This is a genomic window from Archangium gephyra, assembly GCF_049060025.1.
Taxonomy (GTDB): Bacteria; Myxococcota; Myxococcia; order Myxococcales; family Myxococcaceae; genus Archangium; species Archangium gephyra_A.
In genome coordinates, this window is record NZ_JBMEQQ010000002.1 from 10,259,966 (window position 1) to 10,273,985 (window position 14,020).

A 14,020-nucleotide genomic window follows, 5' to 3' on the forward strand; every position below is an offset into this window, starting at 1 on the left:
TCACCATGGACATGCTGAAGACGCAGTACGAGCCCCACACCCTGCTTGCCCGTAGCCGTCTGGACTCCGACTCCTCCCTGCGCCGGCTCCTGGATCCCAACATCAAGCCCGCGCTGCTGGAGCGCTTCCTCATCGAGTGGATGTCTCGCGCGGCGTACATGACGGAGCCGGTGGATGGGTGGATCCGCCGCACGGGCCAGCGCTGCATCGAGCAGGGGATGGAGAAGCTCGGCAACCAGCTCATCACCCACGCGAAGAGCGAGACGGGCCATCACGTGATGACCATCGACGACGCCCGCTCGCTGGTGCAGCACTGGAATACGCGGCGCTCGCCCCTGCTGAACATCGACGAGCTGCTCTCGCAGACGCCCACCGAGTCCATGAAGGAGTACCGCCAGATCCATGACGAGACCATCGAGGGGCCGAACCCGGTGGGGCAGATCGCCATCGAGCGGGAGATCGGCTTCCTGGCGGTGTACTTCGGGCCGCGCCTGATGCAGCAGGTGGAGACGGTGCTGGGCAAGGAGGTCGCCGACAAGATGACCTTCCTCATCGAGCACGTGGCCGTGGACGTGGGCCATACCCTGCTCAACGAGAAGATGCTGCAGGAGGCCATCACCCGCTCGCCGGAGAAGGGCCGCATCTACGCGGAGATCGGCGCCCGGGCGATGACGACGTACATCCGCTTCCTGGGTGACTGCCTGCACATCGCCGAGGACATGCTGGCCCCGCTGCGCGCCGTGGCCTGAGACGTCGAGCCCCGCTCCGGCTGGGGCTCCGTGCTCGGTCCTCGTTCGAGCGGTTCCTGCCGCGCCCGCCCCGCCAGCAATGGCAGGCGGTGGGCCATCAGGGACCGCACCTCATGGATTGCCACGTCGGAATCGATCAGCTCGTGGGCTCCGGTTCTCCCGTGGTGTACCCCTGCCTGGAGCCCGCTCCGCTGCGTGTGGAGCGCCGCACGGACAAGAGCAGCCCGGACGAGGGCAACATCTTCTGCGCGCGCGACCCCCTCACGACGTGTGACGAGTCCTTCGTCTCCTCGTGCGAGGGGACGGTCTGGGTCTACTGCCAGGGGGGTTATGTCTCCGCCCAGGACTGTAGCAACCAGGCCGGCACCGGCCGCTGCGGACGCCGCACGCCCGAGGGTCTGCCGCAGTGCCTCTGAGTCCCCTCCTGGAGCGCTCCATGACGTCCGCCCTGTCCCTGTGCCGTTGGCTCTGCCTCGCTGCCCTGGTGTCCCTGGTGGGGCCGGGCTGTTTCGTCTCGGAGCAGTGCGATTTCAGCTCCCGCTGCGTGGGCGAGAGCCAGTACGAGTGGTGCAACGTCGGCTCGGACTTCGAGGCCCATCGCTCCCCCCGCGAGTGCAAGGCGCCCAATGCCGCCTGCGTGCAGACGGACGAGGACTCCGTGCAGTGCGTGTACGCCCCGGCCGCCGCCTGCGATGCCTCCTTCGTGGACCGCTGCGAGGGTACCCGGCGCGTCTACTGCGACGAGCGCCTCGGCTGGGTGCAGGCCGTGGACTGCGTCACGCTGGGCAGCGCGGGCTGTCACGTGGACGCGGCCCTTGGCAAAGCTGTCTGTGATTAGCAACGACTTTCATATTCCCATCGGCCTTCCGCCCGGCGTCTGCTCGCCTGCTCTCCGCGCGGGCTTTGCCGCGGCGTGTTGATTGGAAGACAAAGTTGAGGGATGCTCCGCGTGCCTTTGGCAAGGAGTCAAAGCCTCACACCCGCGTGCAATTCCTCTCGCTGAGCAGGGCAGGTCCCTGATTGGCGCAACGGGAGAGCCGCGTCTCGCAAATACCTCTGTGCGCAGTCCACCGGCCCCCTCGGGTGGTCCGGTCCCACTCCCCGTCTGTCTCGAGCTCAATGGAGAGCCACTACGTGAAGAAGACCCTCCTGCTGGTTGAATCCCTGATCGCCCTCGCTGGTATCGGCTGCGGAAACGCCGATGACCTGGTTTCCGGCGAGCCATCCGAGACTCTGGGGGTCGCATCGGACGCGCTGACCACGCAGAACTGCGTGCCCCTCTCCACGTTGTCGGTGATTGCCTCCGGCAATGATGGCAACGTGCCGGGCAACACGCGTGACGACCAGCTCGGCACCCGCTGGAGCAACTTCGGCAAGGGCTCGTGGATCGACTACGACCTGGGCTCCCTGAAAACCGTCTCGGGCGTGGCCATCGCGTGGCACCAGGGCAACACGCGCGCCAGCAACTTCTCCGTGTCCGTGTCCTCGGATGGGATGAGCTACGCGTCGGTCTACACCGGCAAGAGCAGCGGCACGACGACGGCGGCGGAGACGTACTCCTTCGCTCAGCGCACCACGCGCCGTGTGCGCATCTACGTCAATGGCAACACCCTGAACGATTGGGCCAGCATCGCCGAGGCCCGCGTGTGCGGGACTTCCACGCCCAGCACGGGCACCGGTGTGGTGTGGCGCGGCGATTTCGAGACGGGCGACCGCTCGCAGTGGAGCAAGACGCAGATGGTCAGCGCGGACCGGCTGCAGGTGGTGCCCTCGCCGGCGCGCCAGGGCAACTATGCCATCAAGGTCACGGTGCGCCAGGGCGACAATCCCATCAGCGCCAGCGGCAACCGCAACGAGCTGGTCCGGATGACGAACGAGAAGGAGGGTGACGAGTACTTCTACCGCTGGAGCACGATGTTCGCCTCGGACTTCCCCAGCGCGAAGACGTGGCAGCTCTTCACCCAGTGGCACCACAGCGGCAACACGGGCTCGCCGCCGGTGGAGTTCTACGTCAATGGCGAGACCATTTACCTGCGCGTCAACGGCAGCACCGTGGTGTGGAGCACGCCGCTGGTGCGCGGGCAGTGGCAGGACTTCATCTTCCACGTGAAGTGGTCGTCCAACCCGGGCGTGGGCTTCGTCGAGCTGTACCGCAATGGCCAGCTCGTCCTGCCCAAGCGCTACGCCGCCACCATGTACGCGGGTCAGACCAACTACCTGAAGGTGGGCCTCTACCGGAACAGCACCATCGTCCCGGTGGGCGTGGTGTACCACGACGGGTGGATCCAGGGCCGGAGCCTGCAGGACGTGCAGTAAGCGCCGGCCCTGGAGGGGGCTCGCCGGTTACGGCAGCCCCGCCACCCAGCGCACGATGTCGGAGGTGGACACCAACCCCGCCAGGGCTCCCTTGGCGGTCACCACCGGCACCCGGTGGATGCCCGCGTTGACCATGATCTTCGCGGCCTCCATGAGGGAGGCGCCCTCCGGGAGGCTGAGCACCTGCCGCGTCATCACGTCCTCGACGGTGGTTCCATCCAGGACGTGCTGGCCGGTGGGAAGCGTCATGTCGGCCTCGACCGCCTCGGCGAGCCCGTGGCGCACCAGGTCCGTCTTGGACACCATCCCCAACAGTTGCCCCTGCTCGTCCACCACGGGCATTCCGCTGATGGCGTGCTCCAGCATCAGCTCGGCCGCCATCTGCAGGCTGGTGTCCGGGTGGACCGCGATCACCTCCCGCGCCATGATCTCCCCCACCGTGCACAGGGCGGGGGCGGGCATCAGCACCTCCTCGTCCAGCTCGCTGAGGGAGGGCATCGGGCGGTCGTTCATGGGGAAGGCTCGCATGGTCGTGCTCCTATCGGAGGCCCGAGCCGCGCCAGACACCGTGCCCACGCTGCTGAGGCCTTGTGGGAGATCTCCACTGCAAAGGGAGCGCCATGCCGCCGCCCGAGGGACGAGAGCGGCGCGTGCGCAGGCCCTGCGCTCGAAGCCGGAGGCGCGCGCAACCCCTGCGCGCCTCGCACCCTCGGGAGCCGTAGGGCCAACGGGCCTACATGCCCTCGAGGGCAGGGGTGTGGGGCAGGAGAGCAGGCTCAGCTCTCGAGCAGCTTCTTCAGCGAGCCATCCTCCAGCGCCTTGCGCGTGTCGTCGAAGCCGCCGACGAGCGTCCCGCGGACGAAGACCTGGGGGAAGGTGGGCCAGCCACTCCACATCTTGATGGCGAGCCGCTGCTTCCACATGCCGAAGTAGGTGCCGTACTCGAGGTAGGTGAACGGGACGTTGGCCTGCTCGAGCGCCTGGCGCACCTTCTTGACGAAGGGGTTCTGCGCCATGCCCACCACCACCACGGAGTCTTTCTCCACGGCGGCGCGGACCTGGTCCACGACGTCGCGGTGGAAGCCGTTCATCGCCTCGGCCACGGCGGGGGTGCGCTTGTCTTCAGGAAGAATGGGACGGGGGTTGGTCATAGGGGCCAGCACCCTAACATGCCGCGTCAAAAGCCGATGTCAGGGACTGACGGCCTTCGCGTCTCTCTTCTTCGAGAGGAGCGGTGGCCAGGCCGGTGACGGCGAAGCCGGGCGCGACGAACCCCAAGCATGCGGTAGATGCCGGTTCCTCCCGCGCGCTCGCCGGACCTGGCCTGGCCACCCCCTCCCTTTGTCCAAGGAGCCTATCGGGGAGCACGGGGTATCCACACCTACCGTCCGGGTGGTGTAGAACAGGGGGTCGATGGAGCTCTCCCCCGTCAGGACCCACCTCTCGTCGCCTCTCTCCCTCGACGCGACGTCGCTCGTGTCGGATGAGGCTCGCGCCTTCCTGCAGGAGCGGCTGGAGCTCCTCTACCGGGCGTTGTTCTTCCTGACGGCCGCCTTCTACGTCGTCACCACCGGGGCGGCCATCTTGTTCGTCGGCGTGCCCTGGGCCCACGCCCTGGTGGACCCCAGCTACGCCTTCCATCTGATCGGCGCCGCCATCTCGCTCATCCTCTGGCAGGTGTGCCGCAGGGAGTCCCTGTCCCTGCGCACCCTGTCCTGGATGGACGGCGCGGGCCTGCTGGGCGTGCTCTTCCTCCTCAAGCTGGACGCCTACTTCGACGCGGATCCCCTGTCGCTGCTGCTCGGCACCAACGGCGCGCTCATCTCCCACGCGGTCATCGTCCCCAGCACCGTGCGCAGGGCGTTCTGGATCTCCCTGCTCGGCGCCCTGCCGGATGGGGCTGTCGTCGCCGTGATGGCCATGTCGCGCTCGCACTCCGGCTCGGCCGTGCCTACGCTCGATGCCGTGCTCTGGAGCGGCGTGGCCGTCACCATGGCCACCCTCGTCTCCCATGTCATCTACGGCCTGCGCAAACAGGTGCAGGCGGCGCGCAAGCTGGGCCAATACACGCTCATCATGCGATTGGGCGCCGGCGCCATGGGCGAGGTGTATCTGGCCAGCCACGCCCTGCTGCGCCGCCACACCGCCATCAAGCTGCTGCGCAACGACGCGGACGGCCATGGGCTGGAGCGTTTCGAGCGCGAGGTGCAGCTCACCAGCCAGCTCACCCATCCCAACACCATCGCCATCTACGACTACGGCCGCACCGCGGATGGGCTCTTCTATTACGTGATGGAGTACCTGGATGGCGTGGACCTGGACGGGCTGCTCACGGTGGATGGACCCCAGCCTCCCGCGCGGGTCATCCACATGCTGCGCCAGGTGTGCGGTGCGCTGGAGGAGGCGCACGGGCTGGGGCTGCTCCACCGCGACATCAAGCCCGCCAACCTGTTCCTGTGCCGGCGGCGCGGCATGCCGGACCTGGTGAAGGTGCTCGACTTCGGCCTGGTGAAGGAAGTGGGCAGCGATGACCTGTCCGGCTCGCGGGTGCACATGGTCGTCGGCACGCCGCTCTACCTGGCTCCCGAGGCCATCGTCACCCCGGGGCGGGTGGACGCTCGCGCGGACCTGTATTCGCTGGGGGCCGTGGGCTACGCGCTGCTCACCGGCTGTCACGTTTTCGAGGGCCGCACCTCGGTGGAGATCTGCTCGCACCACCTGCACACGGCTCCCACGCCGCCGAGCGCGCGGCTGGGCCGGGAGCTGCCGAGGGACCTGTGCGACGTCCTCATGCGCTGCCTGTCGAAGCATCCCGATGACCGGTACGTCGGAGCCCGGGAGCTGCGCCTGGCGCTGGAGGCATGCGCGGACGCGGGGAAGTGGACGGAGGAGGACGCCGAGCGCTGGTGGGCGATGAACGGCTCCACCATGGAGACGGCCCGGCCCCGGAGAGACCCCTCGGGCCTCACCGGGACGCAGACGCTGGTGACGGAGATGGTGAACCGCGTGGCGTAGGCCCGCAGCTCACTGCTCGGCGGCGAACTCGCTCCACACCCCGAGGAAGTCGCGCGGCGTCTCCAGGTTGGGCGAGTGGCCCACGCCTTTCATCACGTGGTGGCGGGCGCCCATGAGGCTGGCGCAGCGCTTGCCCATGTCCACGGTGGAGAGCGGATCCGTCTCGCCGCTCACCACCAGGGAGGGGATGGCGTGCAGGGACTTCAGGCGCTCGCCGGGGGTCCAGTCCACCAGGGCCCGCAGCGTGGCGAGCGAGGCGTCGCGGTGCTGCTGGTGGCCCTCGTCGAGGAGCTGCTGCCACAGGGAATCGTCCGGGGCGCCTGGGGCCATGCCCCGCATGGCCGCCGCGAAGTAGTCCCGGTTGTCGTGGAGGGAGAGCTGGTGCGCGGGCAGGTTGTACGCCGCGGGCATGCCATCCACCCACGCCGGGGCCAGCACGGTGAGGGTGTGCACGCGCTCCGGGTGCTCGAGCGCGAGCTGCATGGCCACCGCGCTGCCCAGGGAGTGGCCGATCAGGTGCACGCGCATCAGCCCCAGGGCATCCAGCAGCCCGTGCAGGTCTTTCGCATGGGTGGGGATGGCCTGCGGGAGCGCCGGGCCGCGGGTGAGGCCACGCCCGCGCAGGTCAGGGGCGATGGCGCGGAACCCGGACGGGAGCAGCTCCATCAAGGGCTGCCACCACAGGCTCGTGGTCCAGTTGCCAGGGATGAGCACCACGGGCGAGCCCTGACCGCGCTCCCGGTAGTGCACCTCGAGGTCTCCAACACGCTGCATGGGCATGGTGGCCGCGAGCCTAACCCAAGACAGACGAAGGGCCCGCCCCCGCCGGTGAGGGCGGAGCGCGGGCCCCTGGGGCCGCCGTGAGACGTCTCAGCGGCTCACAACTCCTCGAGGAACTCGTCGTTGTAGGTGTAGCGGGTGAGACGCTTGATGAGCGCCTCCATGGCCTCCACCGGCTTCACCGAGAAGAGCATCTGGCGCATCTTCTTCACCTTCTCGTACTCCTTGTGGGTGAAGAGCTTCTCCTCCTTGCGCGTGCCCGACTGGCCGATGTTGATGGCCGGGAAGATGCGCTTCTCGGCCAGGAAACGGTCCAGCGTCACCTCGGAGTTACCGGTGCCCTTGAACTCCTCGAAGATGACCTCGTCCATGCGGCTGCCCGTGTCGATGAGCGCCGTGCCCACGATGGTCAGGCTGCCGGCCTCCTCGGTGGCTCGCGCCGCGCCGAAGATGCGCTTGGGCCGCTCCAGCGCGCGGCTGTCCACGCCGCCCGAGAGCGTCCGGCCCGAGTTGTCCACTTCCTTGTTGTAGGCGCGCGCCAGCCGCGTGATGGAGTCCAGGAGGATCATCACGTCCTTGCCGCCCTCCACCAGCCGCCGCGCCCGCTCCAGCGCCAGCTCGGCGATCTTCAGGTGATCGCCCGTCGGCCGGTCCGAGCTCGAGGCCAGCACCTCGGCCTTGATGCTGCGGCGCATGTCCGTCACTTCCTCGGGGCGCTCGTCGATGAGCAGCACCATGAGGTGGATCTCCGGATGGTTGGTCACCACCGCCTGGGCGATCCGCTGCAGCATGATCGTCTTGCCCGTCTTCGGAGGCGCCACGATGAGCGCGCGCTGGCCCTTGCCGATGGGGGCAATCAGGTCCATCACCCGCGTCACCATCTCCCGGTGGCCGTTCTCCAGCTTGATGCGCTCCACCGGATCCACGGAGGTGAGGTCGGCGAAGTGGGGCAGCCGGCCCACCTGGTCCAACGGGCGGCCGTCCACCTGCTCCACGCGCTGGATGAGGCCCTTGTTGCCCTTGGTCTGCGCGAGCGCGTTCAGGTACTGGCCCGGACGCAGCCGGAGCTTCTGCACCAGGTTCTTCGGAATCTCCGGGTCATCCGAGGCGGGCAGCAGGTTGCGCTTGAGCTGCCGCAGGTAGGCGTTGGGGCCCTTCACCTCGGTGTCGAGCACGCCCTCCACGGGCGCCAGCGAGGGCTGGGGGGCCGGCTGATGCTGCCTCGGCTGCCCGCCCTGGTGCCCACTCGGGTGGTGCACGTGCTGGGCCTGCTGCGGCTGCGCCTGCGGCGGCGGCGGCTGTGCCTGTTGCTGCTGGGCCAGGCGCTGCTGGTACTGCTGCAGCTCCTGGGGCGTGAGGAACACCTGCTGCTGCTGGCCGTCGGGACCGGCCACCATGCGGTAGGCCTGCCCGTCCGGGGTGAACTGCACCTGGGCACCCCTGCGGCGGCGGCGACGGCGGCGGCGGCGGCCTCCACCCGGGCCGGGCGGGCCACTCCCGGGCTGTCCCGGTCCGGAGGCCGAGCCCTCGCCCTCGTCAGGGCCGTCATCGCCCTCGTCATCGCCGTCGTCCACGTCCTGGGGCGCCTCGGCACGGGCGGCCATGGGGGTCGGGAGGTCTCGGGGGTCGCGGTTGTCGGTTTCGCTCATGGTCTACGAGAGTTCGGCACGTCCCCTGGGAAGAAGTCCCCGGCCGGAGGCGCACGAGGTACAGCGGTCTGTGGGACAGAAGCCCGGCGCGGGGTCTTGGGGACAGCTCGCGCCTGGCACGAGCCACCCGCCGACCGAACCGCCGGCCCCTGGAGCGTCCCGGCGGCCTGAAGGGCCACCGGAAAGCGCTCTACAACATTAACAGAGGACCCGCCGGGTGCCCGGAGAATTTCGTCTTCCGTGCCCCCTCCGTGTCCTGCCGGACACGTCAGCGGACCATCAGGGAGTAGGGCTGAACGGCCTTCAGCCCCGGTTCCAGCATCCAGGGCGCGTCCAGGCCCGTCTCACGCACGAGCGCCTGGAGCCCCGGCGGGAGGGCGGGCTCCAGGTTCAGCTCCGGAATCAGGCTCGCGTCGATCCCGGGCTCGCCGCCCAGGGAGGAGAACAGCCCCCGCGCATCGCCCATCACCACCAGGTCCAGCTCCTCCCCGGCGGGCACCTTCGCCCGCTTGCGCGCCGCCTCCACCGCGTCCGTCAGCCCCCCCATCGCGTCCACCAGCCCGTGCTCCCGGGCCGCCGTCCCCGCCCACACCCGTCCACGTGCCACGGCGTCCACCTTCGCCTTGTCCAGCTTCCGCGCGGTGGACACCTGGGTGATGAAGTCGTCGTAGGCCGCGTCCACCCAGGCCTGCACCGCCTTCCGCTCCGCCTCCGTCCACGGCTTCCACGAGTCGAGCACGTCGGCCATCGGGGCCCGGGTGATGGTCTCCTGGTTCACCCCCAGCTTGTCGCCCAGCAGGCCGCGCAGCGCGGGCTTGAAGTAGAAGACGCCGATGCTCCCCGTCAGGGTGGTGGGCGAGGCCCAGATCTCATCCGCGCCCATGGCGGTGTAGTAGCCACCCGAGGCCGCCACGTCCCCCATGGAGGCGATGACGGGCTTGTGCTTCCTGGCCTCCAGCACGGCGCGGTATATCAGCTCCGAGGCCAGGACGTCACCGCCGCCCGAGTCCACCCGCACCACGATGGCGGCCACGGTCGGGTCTCTCTGGGCCCGCTCCAGGGCGAGCGCCACCGTCTCCGCGCCGGCGATGGCCTCGCCTCCCAGCGGAGACTTGCGGCTCTTGCCTCCGGCGATGGTGCCCAGCACCGGCACCACCGCGATGCGGCGGCGCCCCGTCCAGCGGCGCTCCCGCTCGTCACGCGGCGAGTAGGTGGGGTCGTACGAGGCCCCGGGCACCAGCTTCTTCAGCTTGTCGTCCAGCTCCTCGGGCAGCAGCAGCCCGTCCACCAGCCCCAGGTCCTTGGCCCGGGTGGCGGTGAGAATGCCGCTGGCCCAGGCCTCCCGGAGCCGCTCGGGGGTGATGCGGCGCGCCTTCGTCACCGCCGCCACGTCATGGGCCGTCTGGCTGTCCAGGTAGGCCTCGATCGTCTCCCGCTGGGCGGGGCTCATGTCGCGGCGGGTGAGCTGCTCGGGGGCCGTCTTGTACTCGCCCACGCGTGCCACGTCCCAGGTGACGCCCAGCTTCTCCATCGTCCCGCCCAGCGACAGGACGTGGGCGGCCAGCCCGTTGATGAGCAGCGAGGCGGAGGGCAGCGCGTACACCTCGTCCGCGGCCGAGGCCACGAAGTACTCCCGGTCATCCACGCTGTAGAGGATGGCCAGCACCTTCTTGCCGGCCGCGCGCATCCGCAGCACCGCCTGGTGCAGCTCGTCCGCCTTGCCCCAGTCCACGCCCGGCAGGCCCGACACCTTCAGCACCACGCCCTTGAGGCGCGGATCCTTCGTGGCCTCGTCCAGCCACCGCGTCAGCCGCAGGTACGGGTCCGGCTCGGTGAAGCCGAGCAGCGCCAGCGTTCCTCCGCGCGCCCTCAGCTCATCGTCCAGGTCCACCATCGCCACCGAGCCCCCGCCGAGCCGCAGCGACGGGTACTTCTGGCTGGAGAGGCGCACCGCCACCACGTGGTCCAACCCACCGCCCTCGGCGCCTCCGCCCGCGTAGGTGACGCCGAAGCCCGAGGTGTCCACGGTGGCGGCGAACTGGAGCGCCAGCGAGCGGTCGCTCCCGAGGCCATGCGAGAGGCCCGCGCCCAGTCCGAGCCCGGGCACGACGGCGGCCTGCAGCGTGTAGGTGAGGCGCCCTTCGTCCCAGGCGCCCTCCGCGGCGAGGTAGTCCGCGCCCAGTGTCACGCGCTCCCCGAAGGGACGCACGCCCACGGCGAGGTTGTAGCGGCGGGGGAGGGTGAAGGGCCCCTCCACGGGGGCGTTCACGTCCTTCACCACCGCCGCCACGGAGAGGAAGCGCGTGGGGCGCACGGTGAGGCCCAGGTCGAAGCCGGACAGCCTGTCCAGCGAGGCGTCGCGCGAGGAGAGGTTGTGGTAGCCCACGCCCAGCGACAGCTTGCGCGAGCCGAGCGCCAGGCCGAAGGACGTCTTGCGGTAGTCCGGCAGCCCGCGCCCGCGCATCCACTCCAGGCTGAAGCCGGCGCCCAGCCCGCCCAGCAGCGTCGTGCCCAGGTAGACACCGTCGCCCACCTGATCTCGCGCCAGGTTGCGCTCGTGCAGGTAGAAGAGCTGCGCGGGCCCGACGAAGCGCAGGCCGGCGGGGTTGACGGAGAGGGCTGTGGCCTCGTCCACCAGTGCGGCGGAGGTGGGCGGGAGCGTCACCCCGCGCGGCGGCGTGGCGGGTTGGACGATGAGCCCCGTCTGTGCGAGCGCGAGGCCGGGGAGCAGCATCAGCAGGGAGAGGGCACGCATGTCCCTCCGGACTCTAGGCCCCGCCTTCCGGCGTACAAGCGCCGTGACTCACCAATCTTCGGTACCGTTCACTCCCTCCAGCGGATCGCCCTTCTTGGACTTCTTCTCCTGGTCGCGCCGCTTGCCGCCACGGTCCTCGCGGTTCCACTCGTCCATGCCGTGACTGTTCTCCAGCGGATCCGAGGCCTTCACCCGCTTCTCCGCGCCGCCCTCGGCATTGTTCAGCAGGTGATTGACCAGCCGGCCCATCTCCGACTTGAGCTGACCGAACTCGTCGCCCTGCAGCACCACGCGCCGCACGCCGAGCCGCTTGCCGTCCTTCATGTCGAACAGGCCCAGCACCAGCTCGGTGGTGCCGCTGTCCGGAATGTCCCGCACCGTGCCCACGAAGCCCCGCTCCAGCCCGAGCGCCTTGCCCAGCCCGGCCACCGCGGTGCTGGAGGCCGCGTTGGCGCGCATCACCTCGTTGGCCACGCCATCCAGCCGGGCGTCATAGGCCTTGTAGTCCTCGGTGGGCTGCAGCGCGGTGCTCGCCTCCACGTCGTCCGGGCTCACCTCGAGGAGCTGCCCGTACATGCGGAAGCCGGGGCGCTCCAGGCGCAGCAGGTGCTTGCCCACGGGCAGCGTGGTCAGCGTCAACGGGGTGTAGCCCTTGAACTCGTTGTCGATGTAGACGCGCGCCCCGGCCGGGCGGGACTTCACCGTGGCCCCACCGCGCAGCGCCGCGTGCACGCTCGTGGCCACCTGCACCCGGAGCGCGATGAAGTCGCGGCTGTAGCGCTTGGTGTCCAGCTCGTAGGTGGGGTTGAGCGCCATCAGGTCCAACAGCGCCAGCTTCGCCTCCTCCACGTCGCCGCGCTGGTGCATCACCGCGGCGTAGAGGGCGGTGGCGTCGCACAGCGGATTGCAGGAGGCCGTCATCGCCGAGGCGGCCTTCTGCAGCTCCTTCAGCGTGGCGCGGATCTTCAGCTCCGCGTCCTCGTACTCCTTCTTGTCGAAGGCGGCGAGGCTCTCCTCGTACCCCTGCTTGCCCCGCTTGAGCGCGACCAGCGCCTCATCATCCTGCGGCAGCCCGAAGAGATCCTCGGACTTGCGCAGGGTGTAGTTCTGGAACTCGGCCAGGGCCTCGTTCATGTAGCTCTCCATCTTGGGGCCACTCGCCTCGGCCGTGGGATCCATGGGAACGAGGAGCGAGGAGATGCGCTGGGGCCGGGAAGGCGGCGGGGCCGCCAGCGCGAGGGAGGGGAGCAGGAGAAGCGCAAGGGCTTTCATTGAAATGGACCTCGGAAGCGCGGGACCCGGAGGAGCCGCGATGATCGCTACCAACCAGAGCCGAAGTTGCCCAGCCGGACGCCCAAGGGCTTCTGGGGCTGGGATGCCAGCAGGATGCCCGCGGTGGTGGCGACGGCCACCCCGCCCACCGTCGCCCAGAACCAGGGCTGCTTCACCATCTCCGGCAGCGCGATGGGCAGTGCGCGGCCGGGCACGTGCTTGCCGGTGAGGAAGTCATGCACCTCGCTCACGGCCTTCTCCCGCTCACGGGAGTCCTCGGGGTCGAGCTTCACCCCGCGCAGGCGGTTCTTGAGCTGCACGTCCCAGGCATACAGCACGGCCTGGGTGCGGCCCTTGCGGTCCTGCTCCACCCGGGCGAGCACCACGTAGCGCGCGCCGAGCTTTTCGCCGATTTCCGCCACTCCAGGCGGGAGCGTGTCGGACGAGAGGGAGCGGGAGGCGGACACGGCGGCGGCGAGGCTGCGCACCTCGGCCAGGCCGGGCATGGGCTCCAGCGTGGGGCGCAGCTCGCCGCGCTGGGAAGGGGCCACCGGCTGGAAGACACCGAAGGGGACATGGCCGGGGAGGGTGAGCACCACCGGGTGGGACCCGGGCGCGAGCTCCACGTCCTTCAGCGGCGTGGTGCCCAGGCGCTCGCCCTTCATCACCACCTGCGCGCCGGAAGGAACGGAGTCGATGCTGAGCGTGCCGCGCGGCTGGCGGGACAGGGCCACCTTCGCGGCGTTGAAGGCCTCGTGCACGTCCTGGCCGAAGAGCTCGGACTCGGGCTGGAGGGCGGGGGCGGTGAGCTGTGCCCGGGTGAAGGCCTCCTGGGCTCCGGCGGTGTCTCCGTTGAGCAGCCGCGAGGCCCCCAGGAAGACGTAGACACGGGCCAGCCGCTCCGGCTTCACCTCCGCCGGGTAGCGCTCGTAGAAGGCCACGGCCTCGGTGAACTTCTTCGCCGCGGCCTCCGGGTCCAGGTTGTCGTAGAGCCCCTTGCCCTCATCGAAGAGGGCATCACCTTCCCCCAGGGAAGCGGCGGGCGGGGGCGGGAAGAGGGCCCCGAGGTCCACCAGCGTCACCTCCGCCCGGGCGCCGAGCGCGTCACGCAGCCCGGTCTCGACACGGGCGGCCGCCGGGGTGGCGTTGGGGCTGGAGGGGAGGGCCAGCACCGCGACGCCGTCCGTCCAGGTGGGAGGCGCGGGCGAGACGGCTGGAGCCGTTTCCGCGGGAGCGGCCGGGGCGGGGGCGAGGTTCCGGGTCGCCACGGGCGCCACGGGCGCATCCGCGGCCTGGGGCGGGGGCTCCTCGCTGGCCGGAGTGCTGGACTCCGGAGCGGGGGCGCTCTGCTCGGCGGCGGGCTTCTTCTTCTTCGACTTGCGGGCCGAAGTCGACGGGCTACGGCGGGGAGCGGCCTCGGTGACAGCGGAGGCCGTGCCCAGCAGCAACGCGAGCGAAAGGGCGAGGGGGGTCTTCAATCGCAC

At 69.9% G+C, this 14,020-nt stretch carries 12 protein-coding genes; 5 read left to right on the forward strand and 7 right to left on the reverse strand.

The window, feature by feature from the left end; translation table 11 throughout:
- The first annotated feature begins 5 nt into the window (after positions 1 to 5).
- From ACN28I_RS44850 to ACN28I_RS44865, 4 genes are all read left to right on the forward strand, one after another.
- On the forward strand, positions 6 to 749 hold the full coding sequence (locus ACN28I_RS44850; protein WP_420947999.1) for a hypothetical protein: 744 nt from the start codon (positions 6 to 8) through the stop codon (positions 747 to 749).
- A gap of 113 nt (positions 750 to 862) precedes the next feature.
- Positions 863 to 1,165: a hypothetical protein gene (locus tag ACN28I_RS44855; RefSeq protein ID WP_420948000.1), complete on the forward strand. Its 303-nt coding sequence runs from the start codon at positions 863 to 865 to the stop codon at positions 1,163 to 1,165.
- Between the two features lie 20 nt (positions 1,166 to 1,185).
- A complete protein-coding gene (locus ACN28I_RS44860; protein ID WP_420948001.1) occupies positions 1,186 to 1,587 on the forward strand; it encodes a hypothetical protein in 402 nt (133 codons plus the stop codon).
- Between the two features lie 296 nt (positions 1,588 to 1,883).
- Positions 1,884 to 3,065 carry a heparin lyase I family protein gene (locus tag ACN28I_RS44865; RefSeq protein WP_420948002.1) on the forward strand — a complete coding sequence of 394 codons (1,182 nt, stop codon included), beginning with the start codon at positions 1,884 to 1,886 and terminating at the stop codon, positions 3,063 to 3,065.
- Between the two features lie 27 nt (positions 3,066 to 3,092).
- On the opposite strand, the gene ACN28I_RS44870 is transcribed toward ACN28I_RS44865, so the two are convergent.
- Entirely contained in the window at positions 3,093 to 3,593 is a 501-nt protein-coding gene (locus tag ACN28I_RS44870) for an HPP family protein (protein WP_420948003.1), read from the reverse strand.
- A 248-nt stretch (positions 3,594 to 3,841) separates the two neighbouring features.
- On the reverse strand, positions 3,842 to 4,216 hold the full coding sequence (locus tag ACN28I_RS44875; protein WP_420948004.1) for a glutaredoxin domain-containing protein: 375 nt from the start codon (positions 4,214 to 4,216) through the stop codon (positions 3,842 to 3,844).
- Positions 4,217 to 4,478: 262 nt separating this feature from the next.
- Here ACN28I_RS44875 and ACN28I_RS44880 point away from each other — a divergent pair, with 262 nt between their 5' ends.
- Positions 4,479 to 6,080 (forward strand): serine/threonine-protein kinase, encoded by a 1,602-nt coding sequence (locus ACN28I_RS44880; protein WP_420948005.1) that lies wholly within the window; start codon positions 4,479 to 4,481, stop codon positions 6,078 to 6,080.
- 9 nt (positions 6,081 to 6,089) lie between these two features.
- On the opposite strand, the gene ACN28I_RS44885 is transcribed toward ACN28I_RS44880, so the two are convergent.
- The 5 genes from ACN28I_RS44885 to ACN28I_RS44905 all read right to left on the reverse strand — a co-directional run bounded on the left by ACN28I_RS44885 (position 6,090) and on the right by ACN28I_RS44905 (position 14,020).
- Positions 6,090 to 6,860: an alpha/beta fold hydrolase gene (locus tag ACN28I_RS44885; RefSeq protein ID WP_420948006.1), complete on the reverse strand. Its 771-nt coding sequence runs from the start codon at positions 6,858 to 6,860 to the stop codon at positions 6,090 to 6,092.
- Between the two features lie 98 nt (positions 6,861 to 6,958).
- Complete coding sequence (gene rho / locus ACN28I_RS44890; protein WP_420948007.1) at positions 6,959 to 8,464, reverse strand: transcription termination factor Rho; 1,506 nt, start codon at positions 8,462 to 8,464, stop codon at positions 6,959 to 6,961.
- Positions 8,465 to 8,777: 313 nt separating this feature from the next.
- Entirely contained in the window at positions 8,778 to 11,264 is a 2,487-nt protein-coding gene (gene sppA, locus ACN28I_RS44895; RefSeq protein ID WP_420948008.1) for a signal peptide peptidase SppA, read from the reverse strand.
- 48 nt (positions 11,265 to 11,312) lie between these two features.
- Positions 11,313 to 12,536, reverse strand: a complete 1,224-nt coding sequence (locus ACN28I_RS44900; protein ID WP_420948009.1) for a PEGA domain-containing protein — start codon at positions 12,534 to 12,536, stop codon at positions 11,313 to 11,315.
- 47 nt (positions 12,537 to 12,583) lie between these two features.
- Positions 12,584 to 14,020 (reverse strand): PEGA domain-containing protein, encoded by a 1,437-nt coding sequence (locus ACN28I_RS44905; RefSeq protein WP_420948010.1) that lies wholly within the window; start codon positions 14,018 to 14,020, stop codon positions 12,584 to 12,586.

Coding starts and splice junctions, on each gene's coding strand:
- ACN28I_RS44850 (WP_420947999.1), top strand. CDS start 6: ATGGACATGCTGAAGACGCAGTACGAGCCCCACACCCTGCTTGCCCGT.
- ACN28I_RS44855 (WP_420948000.1), top strand. CDS start 863: ATGGATTGCCACGTCGGAATCGATCAGCTCGTGGGCTCCGGTTCTCCC.
- ACN28I_RS44860 (WP_420948001.1), top strand. CDS start 1,186: ATGACGTCCGCCCTGTCCCTGTGCCGTTGGCTCTGCCTCGCTGCCCTG.
- ACN28I_RS44870 (WP_420948003.1), bottom strand. CDS start 3,593: ATGCGAGCCTTCCCCATGAACGACCGCCCGATGCCCTCCCTCAGCGAG.
- ACN28I_RS44875 (WP_420948004.1), bottom strand. CDS start 4,216: ATGACCAACCCCCGTCCCATTCTTCCTGAAGACAAGCGCACCCCCGCC.
- ACN28I_RS44880 (WP_420948005.1), top strand. CDS start 4,479: ATGGAGCTCTCCCCCGTCAGGACCCACCTCTCGTCGCCTCTCTCCCTC.
- ACN28I_RS44885 (WP_420948006.1), bottom strand. CDS start 6,860: ATGCCCATGCAGCGTGTTGGAGACCTCGAGGTGCACTACCGGGAGCGC.
- rho (WP_420948007.1), bottom strand. CDS start 8,464: ATGGCCGCCCGTGCCGAGGCGCCCCAGGACGTGGACGACGGCGATGAC.
- sppA (WP_420948008.1), bottom strand. CDS start 11,264: ATGCGTGCCCTCTCCCTGCTGATGCTGCTCCCCGGCCTCGCGCTCGCA.
- ACN28I_RS44900 (WP_420948009.1), bottom strand. CDS start 12,536: ATGAAAGCCCTTGCGCTTCTCCTGCTCCCCTCCCTCGCGCTGGCGGCC.